The sequence below is a fragment of the Inquilinus limosus genome (assembly GCF_051487185.1).
Classification (GTDB): domain Bacteria; phylum Pseudomonadota; class Alphaproteobacteria; order DSM-16000; family Inquilinaceae; genus Inquilinus; species Inquilinus limosus_F.
On record NZ_JAHVDK010000012.1, the window covers coordinates 188,799 to 209,284 of the forward strand.

The window sequence follows — 20,486 nt, forward strand, 5'->3', positions numbered from 1 at the left end:
CATGACCGAAACCGCCCCGCCCACCGACCGCCTGGCCCAGATCCAGGAGTTCCTGCTGGTCTGCGACCGCTTCAAGCAGATCACCCGGCAGAACTTCCTGACCGACGGTAGCCGGCGCGAGACCGATGCCGAGCACGTCTGGCACATGGCGCTCTACGCCCTGCTGCTGAAGGACGAGATCGGTTTCGAGGTCGATATCGCGAAGGTGCTGTCGCTGGTGCTGGTGCACGATCTGGTCGAGATCCATGCCGGCGACACCTTCGCCTATGACGATGTCGGGAGGCAGGACCAGGCGGCTCGCGAGGCCGAGGCGGCGGCGAGGCTGTTCGGCCTCCTGCCGCCCGACCTGCGCGACCGGGTGCATGGCTGGTGGATGGAGTTCGAGGCCGGCGAGACGCCGGAGGCACGTTTCGCCCGCGCGCTCGACCGGCTGCAGGCCTTCGCCCAGAACGTCGCCAGTGGCGGCAAGTCCTGGCACGAGCACGGCGTCACCCGGAAGCGGACCTTCAGTCGGATGCAGGAGGCGCTGGACAGCGATCCGACGGTCCGGCTGCTGGTCGAGCAGCTCTACGCCCGCGCCGACCGGGAAAGGAGCTGGGTGCCGGAGCCGGATCCGGTGTGATGGGGACTTTCCCACTTGTCTCCGTCATCGCGAGGAGCGCAGCGACGTGGCGATCCAGAGGGCGGCGCCACTGGATGGCCACGCCCCTTCGGGGCTCGCCATGACGGAGAATGATACGGACCGCTGAATCAGCGTTTCGTCCTGTCGATCTGAACCCCCTCCAGCCGCGCCCGGTCCTCCGCCAGCACTTCGCCCAGCCAGTCGGCCACCGCTCGAATGCGTGGCACGTCCTTGGCTGGGCCGGGCAGCACCAGCCACAGCTCGCGCGTGACCACCGGGACGGGGCCGGACAGGCGCTCCAGATCCGGCTCGCCGTCGGCGACATAGCAGGGCAGTACGGCGCGGCCGAGGCCGGCCCGCGTCGTCGCCAGCATCTCCGTCCCGCCGCTGACCCGCAGCATCGGGGCCCGCCCGCCCGGCTGGTCACGCAGCCAGATCATCTGCGGCACCGACTCATGCGCCTCGTCGAGCGCGATCCAGCCGTCGCCAGCGCCGCCACGGGCGCGATAGACCGCATGGCCGATCAGGGCGCCGAGCCGCGCCGCCAGATTGCCGGCGCGTGGCCGGGCCAGCCGCAGGGCGATGTCGGCGTCCCGACGCTCGAGATCGGCATTGGTCTCGGCGCCGAGGATCGTCGGCTGCAGGCCGGGATGGCGCCGGAGCAGCTCGCCCAGGCGCGGGATCAGCCACTCCGCGGCGAAGCTGGGCAATGCCGCGATCCGGATCGGGCCGGAGACCGCGGCATCGCGGTCGCGCGCGGCGTGCTCGATGGCGATCGCCGCCCGCTCCATCGCCTCCGCCTGGGCGGCCACGGCGGCGCCGACCGGCGTCGGCCGGAAGCGCCGGTCGATGCGCTCGAACAGCGGCGTGCCGAGGGCGTCCTCGGCGGCGGCGAGACGGCGCGACACGGTGGTCTGGTCGACTCCCAGCGCCTGCGCCGCGGCGGAGGCGGTGCCGTGCCGGGCGATCGCCAGGACGAAGCGGGCGATGTCCCAATCCATGTCTGCAGTATTGCAGGATGAATCGGCAGAATCTCGGCTTTTCTGCAGAATGCAGATCCGCCAGCTTCGGGCTATCGCAACTGGAGACGACGAATGCTCCCCAAGACCCTGCTCGACCATTCCGGCGTCCGACCCGAACCCGCTGCCCTGTCGGAGGCGGTCCTGGTCCTGATCGACATGCAGCGCGAATACAGCGACGGCCAGCTCGCGCTGCCGGGCTGCGGCCCCGCGGTCGAGGCCGCGGCCGAACTGCTGGCCCGGGCGCGCCGGCTGGGCAGCCCGATCATCCATGTGCTGAACGAGCGCAAGCCGGGCGGGCTGTTCGACCCCACCGGCCCCTATGTCGCCCCGATCGCCGCAGTGGCGCCGGCGGCGGGGGAGGTGGTGGTGAAGAAGGGCCTGCCCAACGCCTTCGCCGGCACCGCCCTGGCCGAGCGTATCGCCGCCACCGGCCGCCGCAAGCTCGTGACGGTCGGCTTCATGACCCATATGTGCGTCGACGCCACCACCCGCTCGGCGGTCGACCACGGGCTGTTCTCGACGGTCGTGGCGGCAGCCTGCGCCAGCCGCGATCTGCCGGACCCGCTCGGCGGTGTGCGGCCGGCGGCGGAGGTGCATCGGGCGGCGCTGACGGCCCTGGCCGACCGTTTCGCCGCCGTGGTCGCCAAGGGGGGTGCCGTGCCCGACTGACGCGCTATTCTCCTGGGTGTGACGGCGGCCCGCCGGGGTCGCCGGTCCCCTCGGGAGGATTGCCATGGCCGCGAAACCCCAAGCCTATCCCGCCGCCGAGGTCGAGGCCCGCCTGCGCCGAGACCTGCCGCGCTGGCGCTACGAGGACGGCAGCCTCCGCCGCCGCTACGAGACCCATGGCTGGAAGGGCACGATGCTGGCGATCGGCGCCATCGGCCACCTGGCCGAGGCCGCCTGGCACCATCCCGAGATCGCCGCCTCCTGGGGCTGGGTCGAGGTCCGGCTGAGCACGCATGACGCCGGCGGCGGCATCACCGACCGCGACTTCGCCCTGGCCCGCAAGATCGAGGAGGTGGTGGCCTGGCAGCCGGCCCGCGAGGGAGCCGGGCTGGACGGCACGCCGGCCGACCCGCGCTTCGCCTACATCAAATACGAGTGAGCCTCAGCCCTCGCGCTGGCGCTCGAAGCGGACGCCGACCGCCTCGGCCTCGGGGAAGACGTCCAGCTTCTCGATTTCGGCCACTGCCCGCACCACCATCGGATGGGCCATGGCAAGGTCGAGCACGTGCTCGGCGACCGTCTCGATCAGCCGCACATGCTCCCGCTCGGCCAGGGCCCGCAGGCCCTGCACCAGCCCTTCATAGGAGGGGACGCGGCCGATGTCGTCGCCGATGCCGCCAGGCGGCAGCTCGACCTCCATCTCGACGCTGATGCGAACGCGCTGGTGCCGCTCCTCCTCATGCGCATAGACGCCGATCGACATCGGCACGACGAAGTGGCGCAGCCGGATCAGATAGGTGGCCGGGCGCGCCGGCTCGGCCGCGGGGAAGGCGGATGACGTCGGCTTGGTCCCGGCGCGCGTGGCGAGCGGGATGGGGGAACGGTGCGGGGCGCTCATGGCTCGGGGCTATCCGATTGGCGGACGCCGGCCGTGGCTCTGCCGGCCGCGGGTCCGTTGACAAGGCACGGGCAGTCTGGCCGTGCGATCTCCGAGGGAGAGGCATCGTGCCGCGATCGGGCCGGGAAGGCGAGAGGGAAGTGCACGCGCAGCGCGCATGGCTCCCGCCAACCGGGCGAAGCGGCCCGGGACGGCTCTCAGGTGGTCAGCAGGTTCGATCCGCGGCCCTCGATCGGCTTGGTGCCAGCGATCTTGGCGACGATGTCTCCCGGCCGCGCCAGGCGGTGGATGCAGAGCGACCACAGCACCCCGTCGACCCCGGCATGCAGCGGCGTGCGCGCCCGCGCCGGCTCGGCGGTGGGGTCGATGATGTCGGCGACATGATCGCCGCGGCGCAGCCGGGCGCCGAGCGGCCGGGCATAGGCGACGATGCCGGCGACCGGGGCGCGCAGCATCTCGTTGCCGGCCAGGGGCGTGGCGTCGCACAGCGCCTCGGGCAGCGGGCCGGGGTCGCCGGCGACGACGCCGCGGCGCTGCAGGAAGCGCAGCAGCGCCTCGGCATCGGCCTGGGCCGTGTCGTCGTCGACATCGGCCTGGCCGCGCAGCTCGATCGTCGCCGCCAGACAGGCCGGCGGCAGCGGATGGTTGTCGCCGAGCAGCCGATGCAGGACCCACCATGGCGACGAATTCGCCTCGTCGAACGGGTTGTCGCCGGACTCCTCGGCCAGCAGCACCACCTCAGCACGCAGGTCGCGGGCCAGGTCCCGGGCGTCCGGCCACAGCGGCGTGCCGAGATAGAGATGCACCGGCGCCTGATTGTCACAATGCAGGTCGAGCACGAAATCGGCGTCGATCGACAGGCCGAGCAGCAGCGTTCTCAGCGCGCCGGTCTCGTCGGCCGGCTGCTGCTCCGCCAGCGCCGCCAGCAGGGCGGCGCGCACCAGCCGGATGTTGCGGTCGGCATCGTCGGTGAGCTGGCCGGCGATGCGCGGCGCCACGATCGGGACCAGGTCGGGGTAGTGGCGGTTGAAGTTGCCGCGGCCGTCCAGGGCGAAGCGGCCGACATGGTATTCCAGGACCGATTGCGACAGCCCGATCGGGTTGGCGGCCGGCACCACCACGATCTCGCCGCGGATCGCCCCGGCGGCGTCCAGCGCGTCGAGGCGGCGCAGCAGGTGATGCGCCGCCAGCATCCCGGGCAGCTCGTCGGCATGCAGGCCGGCCTGGATATAGGCCTTGGGCCGTGCCCCGGGCTGGCCGTAGCCGTAGACAGTGACGGCGCGGCTGGTTCCGGGGGCGCTCGAAGGCAGCGGGATCTGGCGGACGGTCTTGCTCATCTCGGCACTCTGGACAAGGGCGCCGCACCCTAGCGCGGCGGCGGTCGGAAGGCACTAGTTGTGCATCTGTCCAAATTTTAATCAGTGCCGTGCCAATCGCTCATAATTTCATCAATTGCGCGTGATCGACCTGCCGCGGCGCTGGGCACGGCCCGTGCCGGCAAAATCGGCACGGCACTTGCTTGAACCGCTGACGAAGGGCGGTTCGTGCCGGTGCCGACAGGGCGGCTGCCGACCGTCAGCCGGGAAGATGAGGCTGGAGAGAACTCTATGAAGCGGACGTTTTGGGGATTGGGAGGCGTAGCGGCTTCCTTGCTGGCGGCAGCGCCGGCCTGGGCGCAGGACGCTGCTGCGGCGCCGGCGATCAATTCCGGGGACACGGCCTGGATGCTGACGTCGAGCGCGCTGGTGCTGATGATGACCATTCCGGGCCTGGCGCTGTTCTACGGCGGCATGGTGCGCAAGGCCAATGTGCTGTCGATCCTGATGCAGTGCTTCGCCATCACGGCGCTGGTCAGCATCATCTGGATGGTGGTGGGCTACGGCCTGGCCTTCGGCAACGGCGGCGCCTATGTCGGCGATCTCAGCTTCTCCTTCCTGAAGGGGATCAACGTCTCCGACGTCTTCGTTCTGGGCGCCGGCCTGGAGAATCAGGTGGTCACCACGATTCCCCAGCCGGTCTTCATGATGTTCCAGATGACCTTCGCGATCATCACGCCGGCGCTGATCGTGGGCGCCTTCGCCGATCGCATGAAGTTCTCGTCGCTGCTGGTGTTTATCACCCTGTGGTCGATCATCGTCTATTCGCCGGTCGCGCACTGGGTGTGGCAGCCGAACGGTTGGTTGTTCGGGGCCGGCGTCCTCGATTTCGCCGGCGGCACGGTGGTCCACATCAATGCCGGCATCGCTGGCCTCGTGGCCTGCATGGTGGTCGGCAAGCGGCACGGCTACGGCGCCGGCGTGGTGCACGCCTTCGCGCCGCACAACCTGGTGCTCAGCGTGATCGGCGCCTCGCTGCTGTGGGTCGGCTGGTTCGGCTTCAACGCCGGCTCGGCCCTGGCCGCGGGCGGCCTCGCCGGCATGGCCTTCGCCGTGACCCACATCGCCACCGCGGCCGCGGCGCTGGCCTGGATGTTCATCGAATGGGCGGCCAAGGGTAAGCCGAGCGTGCTCGGCATCATCTCCGGCGCGGTCGCCGGGCTGGTCGCGATCACCCCGGCCTCCGGCTTCGTCAACCCGACCGGGGCGCTGGTGATCGGCATCATCGCCGGCATCGTCTGCTACTTCGCCGCGACCTCGGTGAAGAAGGCGCTGGGCTATGACGACTCGCTCGACGTCTTCGGCGTGCACTGCGTCGGCGGCATCGTCGGCGCGATCCTGACCGGCGTCTTCGCCGATCCGTCGGTCAACTCGCTCGGCACCGGCCTGCTCTACGGCAACCCCGGCCAGGTCTGGATCCAGATCGAAGGCGTGGTGGCGACCCTGATCTGGAGCGCCCTGGTGACCCTGGTGCTGCTGGTCCTGATCAAGGCGGTCATGGGCCTGCGGGTTTCGGAAGAAGCGGAGCGCGACGGCCTCGACCTCGCCCTGCACGGCGAGGCGGTGCAATAGCGCGTCTTACTGGATGGCGGCCAGACTTGGGGCGTCCCTCGGGACGCCCCTCCTTTTATGCGCGCAAGTGATAGCAGCGGCCTTTGAGATCGACTCCCGGCCCTTGTCGTCATAGCGAGGCGTGTAGCGCCGTGACCATCCAGGGGCCGGTGCGAGCGGCCCTGGATGGCCACGCCCCCCAATTGGACTCAGGGGCGGGGCTCGCCATGACGGATCAATATTTCGGGCCGCTGGTATGATCTGCCGATTTTTCGGGCAGGCCCACAAAAGAAGAGGGCGGCCGAAGCCGCCCTCCCGCATTCCTGAACCGAAGGTCGTCCGCGTCAGCGGGCCTGGGACATGGCGATCACGGTGTCGCCCATCCTATTCGAGAAGCCCCATTCGTTGTCGTACCAGGCCATCACCCGCACGAAGGTGCCGTCGATCACCTTGGTCTCCTTGATCGCGAAGATCGAGGAATGGGTGTCGTGGTTGAAGTCGGTCGACACCAGGTCCTCCTCATAGAAGCTGAGGATGCCCTTCAGCCTGCCGCCGGCGGCCTGCTTGATCGCTGCCGAGATCTCCTCGACGGAGGTCGGGCGCTTGGCGACGAACTTGAAGTCGACGACCGAGACGTTCGGCGACGGCACGCGGATCGAGGTGCCGTCCAGCTTGCCCTTCAGCTCCGGCAGCACCTTGCCGACCGCCTTGGCCGCGCCGGTCGAGGTCGGGATCAGGTTCAGCGCCGCGGCGCGTGCCCGGTGCAGGTCCTTGTGCATCGTGTCGACGATGCGCTGGTCGCCGGTGTAGCTGTGGATCGTGGTCATGAAGCCGTGATCGATCCCGATCGCCTCGTGCAGCACCCAGGCGACCGGCGCCAGGCAGTTGGTGGTGCAGGAGGCGTTGGAGACGATCTTGTGCTCCGCCTTCAGCTTGTCGTGGTTGACGCCGTAGACGACGGTCAGGTCCTCATCCGTCGCCGGGGCCGAGATCAGCACCTTCTGGGCGCCGGCCGTCAGGTGCTTGGCGGCGTCGTCGCGCTTGGTGAAGATGCCGGAGCATTCGAGCGCGATCTCGACGCCGAGCTCGCCCCAGGGCAGCTGGGCCGGGTCGCGCTGCTGCACCGCCTTGATGCCGCGGCCGTTGACGAGCAGCGTGTCGCCCTCGACCCCGACCTCGAACGGCGCCCGGCCGTGCACGCTGTCGTATTTCAGCAGATGCGCGTTGGTCTTGACGTCGGCGAGGTCGTTGATCGCGACCACCTCGATGTCCTTGCGTCCGGACTCGATCAGCGCCCGCAGCACCAGGCGCCCGATCCGCCCGAACCCGTTGATGGCAACTTTCACGGCCATGTCGTCTTCTCCGATCCGATAGGGCTTACAGCTTGGCCTTGGCGGCGGCGACGACCGCCTCGGCCGTGATCCCGAAATGCTTGTACAGCTGGTCGTACGGGGCCGAGGCGCCGAAGCCGGTCATGCCGACGAAGCCGCCCTCCGGTCCGATATAGTGGTCCCAGCCCTGGCGTACACCGGCCTCGACCGCAATGCGGACCACGCCCTGGCCCAGCACCCGACGGCGATAGTCGGAGGGCTGGCGGTCGAACAGCGTCGTGCAGGGCATCGAGACGAGGCGGGTGCCGATGCCCTCGGCCTCCAGTGCGTCGCGCGCCTCCTTGGCGATCGCGACCTCGGAGCCGGTGGCGATCAGCAGCACGCGCGGCGTGCCGGTCGCTTCCTCCAGGATGTAGCCGCCCTTGGCCGAGAGGTTCTCGGCATTGGCGTTGCGGCGCAGCGTCGGCAGGTTCTGGCGGGTCAGTGCCAGCACCGACGGGGCGTCCTCGGTCTCCAGCGCGATCTGCCAGGCCTCGGCGGTCTCGACCGCGTCGCAGGGGCGGAACACCAGGAGATGCGGGATCGCGCGCAGCGCCGCGACATGCTCGACCGGCTGGTGGGTCGGGCCGTCCTCGCCGAGGCCGATCGAGTCATGGGTCATGACGAAGATCGCGCGCTGGCGCATCAGCGCCGCGAGGCGGATCGACGGGCGGGCGTAGTCGGTGAAGGTCAGGAAGGTGGCGCCGTAGGGGATGATGCCGCCATGCAGCGCCAGGCCGTTCATCGCCGCCGCCATGCCGTGCTCGCGCACGCCGTAGCGGACGTAGCGGCCGCCGTACTGGCCGGCCTCGATGTCGGTCGAGACCTTGGTCTTGGTGTTGTTCGACGGGGTCAGGTCGGCCGAACCGCCGATCAGCTCCGGGATCGCCGGCACCAGCAGCTCCAGCACCTGGCCGGAGGCGACGCGGGTGGCCAGGCTCGGCTTGGTCTCCGAGATCTCGGCCTTGAACTTCGCCAGGATGCCGTCGAGGCCGGAGGGCAGGGCGCCGGTGACGGCCTGGCGGAAGGCGGCGCGGCTCTCAGCCGGCGTCTTCAGCAGCCGGGCGTCCCAGGCCAGGCGCTCGGCCTCGCCGCGGCGGCCGATCTCGCGCCAGGCGGCCAGCGTCGCCTCCGGCACCTCGAAGGGCGGGTAGGTCCAGCCGAGATGCTCGCGGGTCGCCGCCACCTCGTCCTTGCCGAGGGGCGAGCCGTGGGTGGCGCTGGTGCCCTGCTTGTTCGGGGCGCCCCAGCCGATGATGGTGCGGCAGGCGATCAGGCTCGGCCGTTCGTCGGCCAGCGCCGCGTCGATCGCGGCCGCGATCGCATCGGTGTCGTGGCCGTCGATCCGCTGGACGTGCCAGTGGTAGCCCTCGAACCGCTTCTGGACGTCATCGCTGAAGGACAGCGTGGTCGGGCCGTCGATCGAGATGTGGTTGTCGTCGTAGAACACGATCAGCCGGCCGAGCTTGAGATGCCCGGCGAGCGAGCAGGCCTCGTGGCTGATCCCCTCCATCAGGTCGCCGTCGCCGCAGGTGACCCAGGTGCGGTGGTTGACCAGGTCGTCGCCGAAGCGGGCATTCAGGATGCGCTCGGCCAGCGCGAAACCGACGGCGTTGCCCAGCCCCTGGCCCAGCGGCCCGGTGGTGGTCTCGATCCCGGCCTCGTGATCGACCTCGGGATGGCCGGCGGTGTGGCTGCCCAGCTGGCGGAACCGCTTGATCTCGTCGATCGTGATCTTGCTGTTCCCGGTCAGGTACATCAGCGAATAGAGCAGCATCGAGCCGTGGCCGCCCGACAGGATGAAGCGGTCACGGTCGGCCCAGGTCGGGGCAGCGGCGTCGAACTTCAGGTAGCGGCTGAACAGCACGGTGGCGACATCGGCCATGCCCATCGGCATGCCGGGATGGCCGCTCTTCGCCGCCTCCACCGCATCCATGGACAGGAAGCGGATGGCGTTCGCCATGTCGGTGTGCGTCACGGTCCGGGGGCTGTCGGTCATGGCATCGATCCGTTGGGGGCACGGGGTCCCGACGATGGCCCGCCCAGCCTCTCGTCAAGGCAGGCGCTCGTCGGGGGCGGCGGCACCATGCAGCCCCGGTCGCCCCGCGTCAATGCCACCAAATGCCCATTTCGGGCCGAAGATGCCGGCGGAAACGTCGGACATTGCCGAAGCGGACTATCTCGCTAACCACCCGCCTCATCAGCTCGAAATCGAAAAGTTTTAGAGAATTCAAATCGAAATCTTAGGGCCTTTTTTGCATAAACATTCAAGACTACGGATTTGAATTGATGAAATACGGAATCGCTCTATAGCGAGCAAAGATATTGGAGGAGGGGGGGACAATGCGTAGATTTCGTTTCTGGCCCGCCGTGGTCGCGGTCTGTCTGGGCGGATGGATGGCCTGGGGTCCGGCCTTTGCCGATGCGGCGCCGGGCCTTGTCGCGCGCTCGGCGCCGGTGCTGACGGAGCGCGGCTTCCCGTACAAGGACCTGAACCGCAACGGCCGGCTGGATCCCTATGAGGATCGGCGCCTGCCGCCGGCGATGCGGGCCCAGGATCTGGTGCGGCGGATGACGCTGGAGGAGAAGGCCGGCCAGATGCTGCACGCCACGCCGGCCTCGACCGCCACCGGCGACGGCTGGACCGCGGACTCGCTGTCGTCACTGCTCGCGGACCGGCATGCCGGCGCCATGATCAGCCGCCTGTCCGGCGGCGCGCAGGCCCAGGCCGACGCCGCCAATCAGGCTCAGGAGATCGCCGAGCAGACCCGGCTGGGCATCCCGGTGATGCTCAGCTCCGACCCCCGCAACCATTTCCAGTACGTCCCTGGCGCCAGCGTCGAGAACAAGGCGTTCTCGCAATGGCCGGAGACGACGGGGCTGGCCGCGATCGGCGATCCCCGGCTGGTGCGCCGCTTCGGCGACATCGCCCGGCAGGAATACGCGGCGATCGGCCTGCGCATGACCCTGTCGCCGCAGGCCGACCTGTCGACCGAGCCGCGCTGGCCCCGCATCAACGGCACCTTCGGCGAGGATCCGGACCTGGCGAGCCGCCTGGTCGAGGCCTATGTCGCCGGCTTCCAGAACGGCGAGCGCGGCCTGAACCGCGGCGGCGTCGTCGCCGTGGTCAAGCACTGGGTCGGCTACGGCGCCGCGGTCGACGGCTTCGACGGCCACAACCATTATGGCCAGGACCTGACCTTCCCGGCCGGCCGCTTCCAGGACCACGTCCGGGCCTTCCGCGGCGCCTTCGCCGCGAATGTGGCCGGGGTGATGCCGACCTATTCGGTGCCGCCCGAGGGCCTGATCCTGTTCGGCCGGCCGCTGGAGCGGGTCGGCGCCGGCTTCAGCAAGCAGCTCCTGACCGACCTGCTGCGCGGCCGCTACGGCTTCGACGGGCTGATCCTCAGCGACTGGGCCATCACTCAGGACTGCGACGCCAATTGCCGCAACGGCTGGCCGGCGGGGCAGACGCCGGGCTTCGCCGGCTTCGGCACGCCCTGGGGGATGGAGCAGGCCACCGTCCAGCAGCGCTTCGTCAAGGCGATCGATGCCGGCATCGACCAGTTCGGCGGCACCAGCGACGATCCGGCGCCGATCGTGCAGGCGGTGCGTGCCGGCCAATTGAGCGAGCGCCGGATCGACCAGTCGGTGGTCCGCATCCTGGAGCAGAAATTCGCGCTCGGCCTGTTCGAGAACCCCTATGTCGACGAGGCGGCGGCCGGCCGCATCGCCGGCAATGCCCGCTTCGTGGCGGAAGGGAAGGCGGCCCAGCAGGCCTCGCTGGTGCTGCTCGAGAACAAGCCGGTGGCGGTGCGCGGCATCGGCCGGGGCCGTCCGATGCTGCCGTTGAACCCGCTGCTGCGGCGGGTGTGGCTGCACGGCGTCGACGCGGCGACGATCCGGGCCCGCGGCTTCACCGTGGTCGACGATCCCGGCCAGGCCGACTTCGCCCTGGTGCGGGCGGCGGCGCCCTACGAGATTCTGCACCCGAACTACACCTTCGGCAGCCGGCAGCATGAGGGTCGGCTGGATTTCCGCGACGGCGATCCGGATTACGAGGCGATCAAGCGGGCCTCGGCCGTGGTGCCGACGGTGGTCACCGTCTATCTCGACCGGCCGGCGGTGCTGACCGATGTCAGCAGCCGCGCCACCGCGCTGATCGGCAATTTCGGGATCACCGACGACGCCCTGCTGGACGTGCTGCAGGGCAAGGCCCGGCCGCGCGGCCGCCTGCCGTTCGAGCTGCCGTCCTCGATGGCCGCCGTGCTGGCCCAGGCGTCGGACGCGCCCTATGACAGCCGGGCGCCGCTGTATCCCTTCGGCTATGGCCTGCGCTACGGCGGGTATGCCGTGTCATCCCGATAAGGTCTGGAGACCCTCTCGGCCGTGCGCTAGACAGGTCGGACAAAACGACCGTAGCGACGGTCGAGAGGGATTTCGGAGAGTCGGGATGGAACGGTTCGAGGGTGTGCGTCTGCAGCGGGCGGTGCTGGAAGACTTCGCGGCGGCGCTGCTGCGCGGCGCCGGGATGTCTGTGGACAGCGCGGCGGCGACGGCGCGGGCGATGACCGACGCCTCGGCCCGCGGTGTCGACACCCATGGCGTGCGGCTGGTGCCGTTCTATCTGGACCAGCTCGAGAACCGTCGGGTCAATCCCGCCCCGGCAGTGACCGCGACCCGCACCGCGTCGGCCTGCGTCGTCGTCGACGCCGATGGCGGCCTCGGCCATCTCGCCAGCTACCGCGCCGTCGACGAGGCGGCGCAGGTGGCGGAGGAGACGGGCCTGGCCGCCGCCGTGGTCACCCGCTCGGCCCATCACGGCGCCACCGGCGTCTACACGTTGGAGGCCGCACGGCGCGGCTTCGTCGCCTTCGGCTGCACCCATGCCGATGCGCTGGTGGTGCCGCATGGCGGCGTGAAGCCCTTCTTCGGCACCAATCCGGTCAGCTTCGCCGCCCCGGCGCCTGGCGAGGAGCCGGTGCTGCTCGACATGGCGACCAGCGCCGTCCCGCTCAACCGCGTGCATCTGCGGCGCGACACCGGCACGAAGCTGCCGCCGGAGGTTGCGGTCGGCCCTGACGGAATCGCCACCACCGATCCGCATGTCGCCACCGGCCTGATCCCGGTCGGCGGGCTGGGCTACGGCTACAAGGGCGCCGGCCTGGCGATGATGGTCGAGATCCTGTGCGCCGCCCTGACCGGCATGCCGCATGGCCTGCGCATGGGCAAGTTCACCGGCCCGGGCAAGCCGGTGACCATCGGGCACTTCTTCCTGCTGCTGAAGCCGCAGGCCTTCGCCGCGACGGGCTTCGAGTCGTCGATCGCGGCGATTCTCGCCGATCTGCGGGCGCAGCCGGCGCAGCCGGGGCAGGAGGTGATGGCGCCGGGCGACCCGGAGAAGCGCGAGGCGGCGCAGCGCGCCGCGCTCGGCGTGCCGCTCGACCGCCGCACCTGGGGGCGGCTGGTCGCCTTCGCCGGCACCTTCGGGGTGGCGGTTCCGGATGCGTCCGTTGACGGGGGGCCGGGCGGCGCATAGTTTCACCCGAATGATCCTGGATCTGGAGTCCCGCCGATGAGCGGGTTGACCGCCGAGCTGGACCGCCTGGAACGCGCCCTGGAGCGCCTGGATGCCGCCGTCGCGGCCCAGGCGGAGCGTCGCCAGAAGCAGATCGACGAGATCGCGGACCGCGTGCGTGCGCAGGCGATGACCGAGATCGAGACCGAGCTGCGCGAGGACACGGCGACGGTGGCGGCGCGGGTCAACCAGGTGATCCAGCGCATCGAGACCCTTTTGGAAAAGTAGCGCCGTGGCCCGGGTCGAAATCACTCTGAACAACCGCGTGTATCCGATCGCCTGCGAGGACGGGCAGGAGGGGCGCGTCCGCGAGGTCGCCGCCTTCCTGGCGGAGCGGATCCGCGAGATCCAGGGGTCGGTGCGGTCGGCGACCGACATGCATCTCATGGTCATGGTCGGCCTGATGCTGGGCGACGAGCTGCTCGACCTGCGCGAGGGCAAGGTGCCGGGGGTGCCGGCGGCCGCGCCGGCGCCGTCGCCGCTGGAGGACCCTGAGCTGGCGGAGCGGCTGCAGAAACTCGCGGATCGGATCGAGGCCATTGCAGCCCGGGTCGAGACGCCCTAAATCTGTTCCTCCAGCGGGGCTGCGCGGTACGACAGGTCGCTTTGTCCCTGGGGCCGATGCGCTTCTCTTTGGGAGCTGTCCCTGCCGGGACCGTGGTCTCGGACACACGGCGCCCACCTGCTGTTGCAGGGCCCAAGAGGAGACAACATGACCACCGGCCGAGGCGGCTCCGCTGCGACTTCTTTCTCTTCCAGCAATGCCTGACGGGACCGAGCTGCGCGACGCCAAGAAGGCGTTCCGGGCCGCCGCGCGGGAACGGCGTGCGGCCTATCACGAGCAGTACGGCGCCGGGGCGGGCGAGCGGCTGCGCGACATCGCGCTCGAGGCGATTCCCTTTCCCCGGGGCGGCGTGGTCAGCGGCTATCTCCCGATCGAGGACGAGCTCGATCCGCTGCCGCTGCTGCGGGCGGCGATCGATCGCGGCCACGCCGCCTGCGTGCCGGTGGTGCAGGGCAAGGGGCAGCCCTTGATCTTCCGCGACTGGACGCCCGGGGCGCCGCTGGTCCCCGGCGTGTTCGGCGTGTCGGTGCCCGCGCACTCGGCGCCGGAACGGATGCCGGATCTGCTGTTCGTGCCGCTGCTCGGCTTCGACCGCAAGGGCTTCCGCATGGGCTACGGCGCCGGCTTCTACGACCGCACCCTGGCCGGGTTGCGGGCGCAGCGGCCGGTGGTGGCGGTCGGCGTCGGCTATGCCGGGCAGGAGGTCGAGGCCGTGCCGGTCGGGTTGCATGACGAGGCTTTGGATTGGATCGTGACGGATCGCGAGGCGATCCGCATCGAGCGTTAGGACGAGTACGGATTTCGGATGCGCATTCTCTTTCTCGGGGACGTCGTCGGCCGCGCGGCCCGCACCGCGGTGATGGCGCAGCTGCCGCGGCTGCGGCAGCGCCTCGACCTCGATTTCGTGGTGGTCAACGGCGAGAACTCGGCCGGCGGCTTCGGCATCACCCCCAAGATCGCCGAGGAGTTCTACGATGCCGGCGTCGACTGCCTGACCACCGGCAACCATGTCTGGGACCAGCGCGAGCTGCTGGGCGCCATCGACCGCGACCCGCGAATGGTGCGCCCGGCCAACTACCCGGCCGGCACGCCGGGACGGGGGGCGACGCTGCTGCCGGCCCGCGGCGGCCGCCAGGTGCTGGTGGTCAATCTGATGGCGCGGCTGTTCATGGACGCGCTCGACGACCCCTTCGCCGCCGCCGACAAGCTGCTGGCCGACACCGCCATGCCCGGGATGGTCGACGCCATCCTGGTCGATTTCCACGGCGAGGCGTCGAGCGAGAAGATGGCGATGGGCCACCATCTCGACGGCCGGGTGACGCTGGTGATCGGCACCCACACCCATATCCCGACTGCGGATCTGCAGATCCTGCCGGGCGGCACCGCCTACCAGACCGATGCCGGCATGTGCGGCGACTACGACAGCGTCATCGGCATGGTGAAGGAGCCGGCGATCGCCCGCTTCGTCCGCAAGATGCCGACCGAAAGGCTGACCCCGGCCGAAGGCCAGCCGACGATCTGCGGCCTGGTGCTGGAGACCGACGAGGCGACGGGACTCGCGCGGCGGGTCGAGCCGCTGCGCATCGGCGGCCGGCTGGCGCCGGCCTGGCCGAGCGGCTTCGCCCCCGCGGAGGCAGCGAGCTGATTCTATTCATCCTATTTCTGTGAAATTGCAGCTATCTAATTGCATCGAAATAGATTCTTGCTCAGACGAAAATTCGTCGGGTCTTCCCTCGGGACCACAAAACCGCCATAGTCTGGGCCTAACGCGGCGCGGGTGATCGTGCGGTGGCGCTTGCCGTCGCCAGGCCGGCCGCATATGTCTCCCGCCGCGAGTTTCCAAAGTCAGTCAGGCGCAGCCCCATGGCCGGTCATTCCCAGTTCAAGAACATCATGCACCGCAAAGGCGCCCAGGACGCCAAGCGGGCCAAGATCTTCACCAAGCTCCAGCGCGAGATCACGGTGTCGGCCAAGCTCGGCCTGCCCGACCCGGCGATGAATCCGCGCCTGCGCGCCGCCATCCAGGCCGCGCGCAAGGAGAACATGCCGAAGGACAATATCGAGCGGGCGATCAAGCGCGCCGCTGGCGGCGCCGATGACAGCGACTATGTGGAGATTCGCTACGAGGGCTATGGCCCGGCCGGCATCGCCGTCATCGTCGAGGCGCTGACCGACAACCGCAACCGCACCGCCGCCGAGGTGCGCTCGACTTTCACCAAGCACGGCGGGTCGCTGGGCGAGACCAATTCGGTCAGCTTCATGTTCAACCGGGTCGGCGAGCTGGTGTTCGCGGCCAAGGCGGCCGACGCCGACGCGATGTTCGAGGCGGCGCTGGAGGCGGGCGCCGACGACGTGCAGAGCGACGGCGAGACCCACACCGTCACCACCTCGGTCGAGGGCTTCGCCGCCGTGCGCGACGCGCTGGAGGAGAAGTTCGGCACGCCGGATTCGTCCGGCCTGGTCTGGCGGCCGCTCAACACCGTGGCGCTGAACGAGGAGCAGGCGGCGTCGTTGCTGAAACTCTTGGAGACGCTCGAGGACAACGACGACGTGCAGCGGGTCTCGGCCAATTACGAGATCCCGGACGAGGTCATGGCGCGGCTCATGGCCTGAGCCGGCGGAGGGGTGATGGCATTGCGGGGGATGGCCAGGGCAGGGGGGACGGGGCGCCGATGAGGATTCTCGGCCTCGATCCTGGGCTGCGCCACACCGGCTGGGGCATTCTCGACGTCGACGGCAACCGGCTGCGCTACGTCGCCGACGGCAGCGTCGATTCCGACGACAAGGCCGATCTCGCCACCCGCCTCGTGCAGCTCCATGACGGCCTGGCCGAGGTGCTGCGCGCCTGGGCGCCGGACGAGGCGGCGGTCGAGGAGACCTTCGTCAACAAGAACCCGACCTCGACCCTGAAGCTCGGCCTCGCCCGCGGCGTGGTGCTGCTGGTGCCGGCCAAGGCCCGCCTGCGAGTCGCGGAATACGGCGCCAACCACATCAAGAAATCGGTGGTCGGCGCTGGCCATGCCGACAAGACCCAGGTCCAGCACATGGTGCGGATGCTGCTGCCCGGCGCCACCTTCCGGACCCCGGACGCAGCCGACGCGCTGGCGGTCGCGATCTGCCACGCCCATCACCGCCAGACCGAGGCCAGCCTCGCCGGCATTCGGCTGCAGGTGGCGCGATGATCGCCCGGCTGCGCGGCCTGCTCGACAGCGCCGGGGCCGACCATGCGGTGGTCGACTGCAACGGCGTCGGCTATCTCGTCTTCTGCTCGCGCCGCACCCTCGGTCTGCTCGGCGGCCCGCGCGAGGCGGTGTCGCTGCACATCGAGACCCATGTGCGCGAGGACCACATCCATCTCTACGGCTTCGCCGACACGGCTGAGCGCGACTGGTTCCGCCTCTTGACCACGGTGCAGGGGGTGGGGGCCAAGGTCGCCCTCGCCATCCTGTCGGTGCTGTCGCCGGACCAGGTGGCGACCGCCGTCGCCGCCGGCGACAAGGCGATGCTGGCCCGGGCCGAGGGCGTCGGCCCGAAGCTGGCCGGCCGCATCGCATCTGAGCTGAAGGACAAGGTCGGCGGCATCGCCCTGGGACCGGTCGTCGCAGCCTTCCACACCGCCGCCGCCGCCGCCCCGGCGGAGTCCGGCGCCACGGCCGATGCCGTCTCGGCCCTGGTCAATCTCGGCTATGGCCGGGCCGAGGCCTTCGCCGCCGTGGCCAAGGCCGGCGGCAAGCTGGGTCCCGACGCGGCGGTGTCGGCGATCATCCCCGCGGCCCTGCGTGAGCTGGCGTCATGAGCGGCCCCGACGACGATCGCATCGTCACCGGCGAGCGCCAGGGCGATGACGATGCCTCGCTACGGCCGCAGACGCTTGAGGATTTCGTCGGCCAGCGCGAGGTCTGCGACAATCTCCGCGTCTTCGTCACCGCCGCCCGCAGCCGGGCCGAGGCGCTGGACCACGTGCTGCTGTTCGGCCCGCCCGGCCTGGGCAAGACCACGCTGGCCCAGATCGTGGCGCGCGAGCTCGGAGTCGGTTTCCGCGCCACCTCCGGCCCGGTGATCGCCCGCGCCGGCGACCTGGCGGCGATCCTGACCAACCTGCAGCCGCGCGACGTGCTGTTCATCGACGAGATCCACCGCATGAACCCGGCGGTGGAGGAGATCCTCTACCCGGCGATGGAGGACTTCCAGCTCGACCTGATCATCGGCGAGGGGCCGGCGGCGCGGTCGGTCCGCATCGACCTGCCGCCCTTCACCCTGGTCGGCGCCACCACCCGGTCCGGCCTGATCACCACGCCGCTGCGCGACCGCTTCGGCATCCCGCTGCGCCTGAACTTCTACGGCACGCCGGAGCTCGAATCGATCGTCGCCCGCGGCGCCCGGCTGCTCGGCTGCCCACTGACGGAGGAGGGGGCGCACGAGATCGCCAAGCGCTCTCGCGGCACCCCGCGCATCGCCGGCCGCCTCCTGCGCCGGGTGCGCGATTTCGGCGCGGTGGCGGGGCTGGACCGGATCGACGCCCGCGCCGCCGACCAGGCGCTGCGCCGCCTCGACGTCGACGAGGCCGGGCTCGACGCCATGGACCGGCGCTATCTGCGCATGATCGCGGAGAATTACGGCGGCGGCCCGGTCGGTGTCGAAACCCTGGCGGCGGCGCTGAGCGAGCAGCGCGACATGATCGAGGAAGTGATCGAGCCCTATCTGCTGCAGCAAGGCCTGCTGCTGCGCACCCCGCGCGGCCGCATGCTGGGCGACCGCGGCTACCGCGCGCTCGGCCTCGCCGCGCCGAAGCGCGAGACGCCGCAGCTCGACCTCCTGCCGGAAGACGAGCCTTGACCGCGCCTCATCTTTTCTCCGTCCGGGTCTATTGGGAGGACACGGACGGGTCGGGAATCGTCTATCACGCCTCCTATCTGCGCTTCGCCGAGCGGGCGCGGACGGAGCTCTTGCGCACGGCCGGCTTCGAGCAGTGGTCGATGCTGGCCGAGACCGGCATAGCCTTCGCCGTGCGCCATTGCGCCATCGACTATCGCCGTTCCGCCCGACTCGACGACCAGCTTACGGTCGAGACCCGGGTGACGGCGATCGGCGGCGCCAGTCTCGAAATGTCGCAGGCGATCCGGCGTGGTGACGATGAGATCGTCACAATCCTGCTGAAATTGGCCTGCATCACTCGCGACGGCCGGGCGGCGCGCATGCCGCCCCGGCTGCGCGAAGTCTTCAACGCGATCAAAGGTCAGACCGCGTCGCACGCGGCGTAGGAAGGGCGAAGGTATGGAGCAGTCGGTGATCGAAACCGCCCAGGCGGTCGGCCAGGGGGCCGTGCACAACATGACCATGTGGGGCTTGTTCCTGCAGGCCGACGTGATCGTCAAATTCGTGATGCTGCTGCTGCTGGCGGCATCCGTCTGGTGCTGGGCGATCATCTTCGAGAAGTGGGTGCGGGTGCGGCGGCTGAACCGCAAGGCCGATGCCTTCGAGGATGCGTTCTGGTCCGGCGGGTCGCTCGACGACCTCTACGACCAGGTCGGCGCCAACCCGCCGGACCCGATGGCCGCCACCTTCTCGGCGGGCATGAAGGAATGGCGCATCGCCGCCGACCGCGGCATCGGCTCCTCCGGCAGCATGCGCGCCGGGCTGCAGCAGCGCATCGACCGGGTGATGCAGGTGACCATGACGCGCGAGCTCGGGCGGGTCGAGCGCGGCATGACCGTGCTGGCCTCGGTCGGGTCGACCGCGCCCTTCGTCGGTCTGTTCGGCACGGTCTGGGGCATCATGAACTCGTTCCAGTCGATCGCCGCCCAGGCCGACACCAGCCTCGCCGTGGTGGCGCCGGGCATCGCCGAGGCGCTGTTCGCCACCGCCATCGGCCTGTTCGCCGCGATCCCGGCCACCACCGCCTACAACAAGTTCTCGAACGACCTGAACAAGTATGCCGAGCGGCTGGAGAACTTCGCCGGCGAATTCGGCGCGATCCTGTCGCGCTATCTCGAGGACCGCAGCTGATGGGTGTCTCGCTCTCCCACGCCACCGGTCGCGGGCGCGGCGGCCGCCGCACCCTGCGCCCCAATTCGGACATCAACGTCACGCCCTTTGTCGACGTGATGCTGGTGCTGCTGATCGTGTTCATGGTCACGGCGCCGCTCTTGACCGTCGGCGTGCCGGTCGATCTGCCGCAGACGCGGGCCCAGAACATCCCGACCAAGGAGGAGCCGCTCCAGGTCACCATCGACGCCCAGGGTCAGATCTACGTGCAGAAGAAGCAGGTGGCGATGGAGGAGCTGGTGCCGATGCTGACCGCGATCGCCAAGGCGCAGGCCTCGGCGGCGGGTGGCGGCGCCAACGAGACCCGCATCTTCGTGTTCGGCGACCAGGCGCTGGCCTATGGCCGGATCATGCAGGTGATGGGGGCCATCACCGCCGCCGGCTTTACCCGGGTGGCGCTGATCTCCGAGACGCCCAAGGGCCAGGCGGCCCTGACGCCGGCCCCCGCGACCACCGCACCGGCTCAGAGGCGCTGACCCCGTCCCATGCGTCCCAGTTTGCTCATCTCCCTGGCCCTTCACGCGATCCTCTTGATCGTGCTGATGTTCGGGCTGCCGCTGTTCCGGCGCGACGCGCCGGCCATCGCGGTCGTGCCGGTGGAGATCGTCAGCGCCGATGCGGTGACCGAGGGCGCGACCGGCGAGATCGCGCCGGAGCGGCCGCCGGCCCCCGAGGCCACCGGCGACGCCGATGCGCCGCCGCCGCCGGCCGCGGCGAAGACCCCGCCGGCGCCGAAGCCGCCGGCGCAGCGGCCGGAGCCGCCGAAGGTGGCGCAGCTGCCGCAGCCGCG

General features: G+C 70.1%; 23 protein-coding genes, 1 other RNA gene and 1 pseudogene. 19 read left to right on the top strand and 6 right to left on the bottom strand.

What is annotated here, in order from left to right:
- Position 1 precedes the first annotated feature (1 nt).
- Positions 2 to 622: an HD domain-containing protein gene (locus KXR53_RS15940; protein WP_437376214.1), complete on the top strand. Its 621-nt coding sequence runs from the start codon at positions 2 to 4 to the stop codon at positions 620 to 622.
- 128 nt (positions 623 to 750) lie between these two features.
- Here the strand turns inward: KXR53_RS15940 and KXR53_RS15945 are convergent, their stop codons facing one another.
- Positions 751 to 1,623 (bottom strand): LysR family transcriptional regulator, encoded by an 873-nt coding sequence (locus tag KXR53_RS15945; protein WP_437376215.1) that lies wholly within the window; start codon positions 1,621 to 1,623, stop codon positions 751 to 753.
- Positions 1,624 to 1,716: 93 nt separating this feature from the next.
- Between KXR53_RS15945 and KXR53_RS15950 the strand changes: the two genes are divergently transcribed.
- Together KXR53_RS15950 and KXR53_RS15955 are read left to right on the top strand one after the other, a co-directional pair.
- Positions 1,717 to 2,313: an isochorismatase family protein gene (locus tag KXR53_RS15950; RefSeq protein ID WP_437376216.1), complete on the top strand. Its 597-nt coding sequence runs from the start codon at positions 1,717 to 1,719 to the stop codon at positions 2,311 to 2,313.
- 64 nt (positions 2,314 to 2,377) lie between these two features.
- A complete protein-coding gene (locus KXR53_RS15955; protein WP_437376217.1) occupies positions 2,378 to 2,752 on the top strand; it encodes a 4a-hydroxytetrahydrobiopterin dehydratase in 375 nt (124 codons plus the stop codon).
- 3 nt (positions 2,753 to 2,755) lie between these two features.
- Here the strand turns inward: KXR53_RS15955 and KXR53_RS15960 are convergent, their stop codons facing one another.
- From KXR53_RS15960 to KXR53_RS15970, 3 genes are all read right to left on the bottom strand, one after another.
- Positions 2,756 to 3,211, bottom strand: coding sequence for a dihydroneopterin aldolase (locus KXR53_RS15960; protein WP_437376218.1), 456 nt, complete (start codon positions 3,209 to 3,211; stop codon positions 2,756 to 2,758).
- Positions 3,212 to 3,408: 197 nt separating this feature from the next.
- A complete protein-coding gene (locus KXR53_RS15965; protein ID WP_437376219.1) occupies positions 3,409 to 4,548 on the bottom strand; it encodes a succinylglutamate desuccinylase/aspartoacylase family protein in 1,140 nt (379 codons plus the stop codon).
- A gap of 77 nt (positions 4,549 to 4,625) precedes the next feature.
- Positions 4,626 to 4,973 carry a hypothetical protein gene (locus KXR53_RS15970; protein ID WP_437376220.1) on the bottom strand — a complete coding sequence of 116 codons (348 nt, stop codon included), beginning with the start codon at positions 4,971 to 4,973 and terminating at the stop codon, positions 4,626 to 4,628.
- Between KXR53_RS15970 and KXR53_RS15975 the strand changes: the two genes are divergently transcribed.
- A complete protein-coding gene (locus KXR53_RS15975; RefSeq protein WP_437376221.1) occupies positions 4,936 to 6,159 on the top strand; it encodes an ammonium transporter in 1,224 nt (407 codons plus the stop codon). The two genes, KXR53_RS15970 and KXR53_RS15975, sit on opposite strands and share 38 nt — an antisense overlap.
- 323 nt (positions 6,160 to 6,482) lie before the next feature.
- Here KXR53_RS15975 and gap read toward each other — a convergent pair whose 3' ends face one another.
- The gene (gap, locus tag KXR53_RS15980) at positions 6,483 to 7,490 is read right to left on the bottom strand and encodes a type I glyceraldehyde-3-phosphate dehydrogenase (protein WP_437376222.1); all 1,008 of its coding nucleotides are present in this window, start codon (positions 7,488 to 7,490) and stop codon (positions 6,483 to 6,485) included.
- A gap of 25 nt (positions 7,491 to 7,515) precedes the next feature.
- The gene (gene tkt, locus KXR53_RS15985; protein WP_437376223.1) at positions 7,516 to 9,507 is read right to left on the bottom strand and encodes a transketolase; all 1,992 of its coding nucleotides are present in this window, start codon (positions 9,505 to 9,507) and stop codon (positions 7,516 to 7,518) included.
- Positions 9,508 to 9,851: 344 nt separating this feature from the next.
- On the opposite strand from tkt, the gene KXR53_RS15990 reads away from it, so the two are divergent.
- The 15 genes and pseudogenes from KXR53_RS15990 to KXR53_RS16060 form a co-directional block, all read left to right on the top strand.
- Positions 9,852 to 11,876 (top strand): glycoside hydrolase family 3 protein, encoded by a 2,025-nt coding sequence (locus KXR53_RS15990; RefSeq protein WP_437376224.1) that lies wholly within the window; start codon positions 9,852 to 9,854, stop codon positions 11,874 to 11,876.
- Between the two features lie 85 nt (positions 11,877 to 11,961).
- Positions 11,962 to 13,047: an Ldh family oxidoreductase gene (locus tag KXR53_RS15995; RefSeq protein WP_437376225.1), complete on the top strand. Its 1,086-nt coding sequence runs from the start codon at positions 11,962 to 11,964 to the stop codon at positions 13,045 to 13,047.
- 36 nt (positions 13,048 to 13,083) lie between these two features.
- Entirely contained in the window at positions 13,084 to 13,314 is a 231-nt protein-coding gene (locus KXR53_RS16000) for a hypothetical protein (RefSeq protein ID WP_437376226.1), read from the top strand.
- 4 nt (positions 13,315 to 13,318) lie between these two features.
- Positions 13,319 to 13,651, top strand: a complete 333-nt coding sequence (locus KXR53_RS16005; protein WP_437376227.1) for a cell division protein ZapA — start codon at positions 13,319 to 13,321, stop codon at positions 13,649 to 13,651.
- A gap of 13 nt (positions 13,652 to 13,664) precedes the next feature.
- A non-coding RNA gene (gene ssrS, locus KXR53_RS16010) (6S RNA) lies at positions 13,665 to 13,825 on the top strand.
- Positions 13,826 to 13,847: 22 nt separating this feature from the next.
- Entirely contained in the window at positions 13,848 to 14,438 is a 591-nt protein-coding gene (locus KXR53_RS16015; protein WP_437376228.1) for a 5-formyltetrahydrofolate cyclo-ligase, read from the top strand.
- A gap of 18 nt (positions 14,439 to 14,456) precedes the next feature.
- Positions 14,457 to 15,296, top strand: coding sequence for a TIGR00282 family metallophosphoesterase (locus KXR53_RS16020; RefSeq protein ID WP_437376229.1), 840 nt, complete (start codon positions 14,457 to 14,459; stop codon positions 15,294 to 15,296).
- 218 nt (positions 15,297 to 15,514) lie between these two features.
- A complete protein-coding gene (locus KXR53_RS16025; protein WP_437376230.1) occupies positions 15,515 to 16,264 on the top strand; it encodes a YebC/PmpR family DNA-binding transcriptional regulator in 750 nt (249 codons plus the stop codon).
- 59 nt (positions 16,265 to 16,323) lie between these two features.
- Positions 16,324 to 16,833 carry a crossover junction endodeoxyribonuclease RuvC gene (gene ruvC / locus KXR53_RS16030; protein ID WP_437376231.1) on the top strand — a complete coding sequence of 170 codons (510 nt, stop codon included), beginning with the start codon at positions 16,324 to 16,326 and terminating at the stop codon, positions 16,831 to 16,833.
- Positions 16,830 to 17,447, top strand: coding sequence for a Holliday junction branch migration protein RuvA (gene ruvA, locus KXR53_RS16035; RefSeq protein ID WP_437376232.1), 618 nt, complete (start codon positions 16,830 to 16,832; stop codon positions 17,445 to 17,447). The genes ruvC and ruvA overlap by 4 nt, the downstream gene beginning before the upstream one ends.
- The gene (gene ruvB / locus KXR53_RS16040; RefSeq protein WP_437376233.1) at positions 17,444 to 18,487 is read left to right on the top strand and encodes a Holliday junction branch migration DNA helicase RuvB; all 1,044 of its coding nucleotides are present in this window, start codon (positions 17,444 to 17,446) and stop codon (positions 18,485 to 18,487) included. Before ruvA ends, ruvB begins: the two co-directional genes overlap by 4 nt.
- Entirely contained in the window at positions 18,484 to 18,912 is a 429-nt protein-coding gene (gene ybgC / locus KXR53_RS16045) for a tol-pal system-associated acyl-CoA thioesterase (RefSeq protein ID WP_437376234.1), read from the top strand. Before ruvB ends, ybgC begins: the two co-directional genes overlap by 4 nt.
- A gap of 13 nt (positions 18,913 to 18,925) precedes the next feature.
- Positions 18,926 to 19,657: a protein TolQ gene (gene tolQ / locus KXR53_RS16050; protein WP_437376235.1), complete on the top strand. Its 732-nt coding sequence runs from the start codon at positions 18,926 to 18,928 to the stop codon at positions 19,655 to 19,657.
- Entirely contained in the window at positions 19,657 to 20,172 is a 516-nt protein-coding gene (gene tolR / locus KXR53_RS16055) for a protein TolR (RefSeq protein ID WP_437376236.1), read from the top strand. The genes tolQ and tolR overlap by 1 nt, the downstream gene beginning before the upstream one ends.
- 9 nt (positions 20,173 to 20,181) lie before the next feature.
- Positions 20,182 to 20,486: pseudogene (locus KXR53_RS16060) on the top strand (hypothetical protein); the annotation flags it as partial.

What these genes read in the sequence shown, in the direction of transcription:
- KXR53_RS15940 (WP_437376214.1), top strand. Translation starts at nt 2, where the DNA reads ATGACCGAAACCGCCCCGCCCACCGACCGCCTGGCCCAGATCCAGGAG.
- KXR53_RS15945 (WP_437376215.1), bottom strand. Translation starts at nt 1,623, where the DNA reads ATGGATTGGGACATCGCCCGCTTCGTCCTGGCGATCGCCCGGCACGGC.
- KXR53_RS15950 (WP_437376216.1), top strand. Translation starts at nt 1,717, where the DNA reads ATGCTCCCCAAGACCCTGCTCGACCATTCCGGCGTCCGACCCGAACCC.
- KXR53_RS15955 (WP_437376217.1), top strand. Translation starts at nt 2,378, where the DNA reads ATGGCCGCGAAACCCCAAGCCTATCCCGCCGCCGAGGTCGAGGCCCGC.
- KXR53_RS15960 (WP_437376218.1), bottom strand. Translation starts at nt 3,211, where the DNA reads ATGAGCGCCCCGCACCGTTCCCCCATCCCGCTCGCCACGCGCGCCGGG.
- KXR53_RS15965 (WP_437376219.1), bottom strand. Translation starts at nt 4,548, where the DNA reads ATGAGCAAGACCGTCCGCCAGATCCCGCTGCCTTCGAGCGCCCCCGGA.
- KXR53_RS15975 (WP_437376221.1), top strand. Translation starts at nt 4,936, where the DNA reads ATGCTGACGTCGAGCGCGCTGGTGCTGATGATGACCATTCCGGGCCTG.
- KXR53_RS15970 (WP_437376220.1), bottom strand. Translation starts at nt 4,973, where the DNA reads ATGGTCATCATCAGCACCAGCGCGCTCGACGTCAGCATCCAGGCCGTG.
- gap (WP_437376222.1), bottom strand. Translation starts at nt 7,490, where the DNA reads ATGGCCGTGAAAGTTGCCATCAACGGGTTCGGGCGGATCGGGCGCCTG.
- tkt (WP_437376223.1), bottom strand. Translation starts at nt 9,507, where the DNA reads ATGACCGACAGCCCCCGGACCGTGACGCACACCGACATGGCGAACGCC.
- KXR53_RS15990 (WP_437376224.1), top strand. Translation starts at nt 9,852, where the DNA reads ATGCGTAGATTTCGTTTCTGGCCCGCCGTGGTCGCGGTCTGTCTGGGC.
- KXR53_RS15995 (WP_437376225.1), top strand. Translation starts at nt 11,962, where the DNA reads ATGGAACGGTTCGAGGGTGTGCGTCTGCAGCGGGCGGTGCTGGAAGAC.
- KXR53_RS16000 (WP_437376226.1), top strand. Translation starts at nt 13,084, where the DNA reads ATGAGCGGGTTGACCGCCGAGCTGGACCGCCTGGAACGCGCCCTGGAG.
- KXR53_RS16015 (WP_437376228.1), top strand. Translation starts at nt 13,848, where the DNA reads ATGCCTGACGGGACCGAGCTGCGCGACGCCAAGAAGGCGTTCCGGGCC.
- KXR53_RS16020 (WP_437376229.1), top strand. Translation starts at nt 14,457, where the DNA reads ATGCGCATTCTCTTTCTCGGGGACGTCGTCGGCCGCGCGGCCCGCACC.
- KXR53_RS16025 (WP_437376230.1), top strand. Translation starts at nt 15,515, where the DNA reads ATGGCCGGTCATTCCCAGTTCAAGAACATCATGCACCGCAAAGGCGCC.
- ruvC (WP_437376231.1), top strand. Translation starts at nt 16,324, where the DNA reads ATGAGGATTCTCGGCCTCGATCCTGGGCTGCGCCACACCGGCTGGGGC.
- ruvA (WP_437376232.1), top strand. Translation starts at nt 16,830, where the DNA reads ATGATCGCCCGGCTGCGCGGCCTGCTCGACAGCGCCGGGGCCGACCAT.
- ruvB (WP_437376233.1), top strand. Translation starts at nt 17,444, where the DNA reads ATGAGCGGCCCCGACGACGATCGCATCGTCACCGGCGAGCGCCAGGGC.
- tolQ (WP_437376235.1), top strand. Translation starts at nt 18,926, where the DNA reads ATGGAGCAGTCGGTGATCGAAACCGCCCAGGCGGTCGGCCAGGGGGCC.
- tolR (WP_437376236.1), top strand. Translation starts at nt 19,657, where the DNA reads ATGGGTGTCTCGCTCTCCCACGCCACCGGTCGCGGGCGCGGCGGCCGC.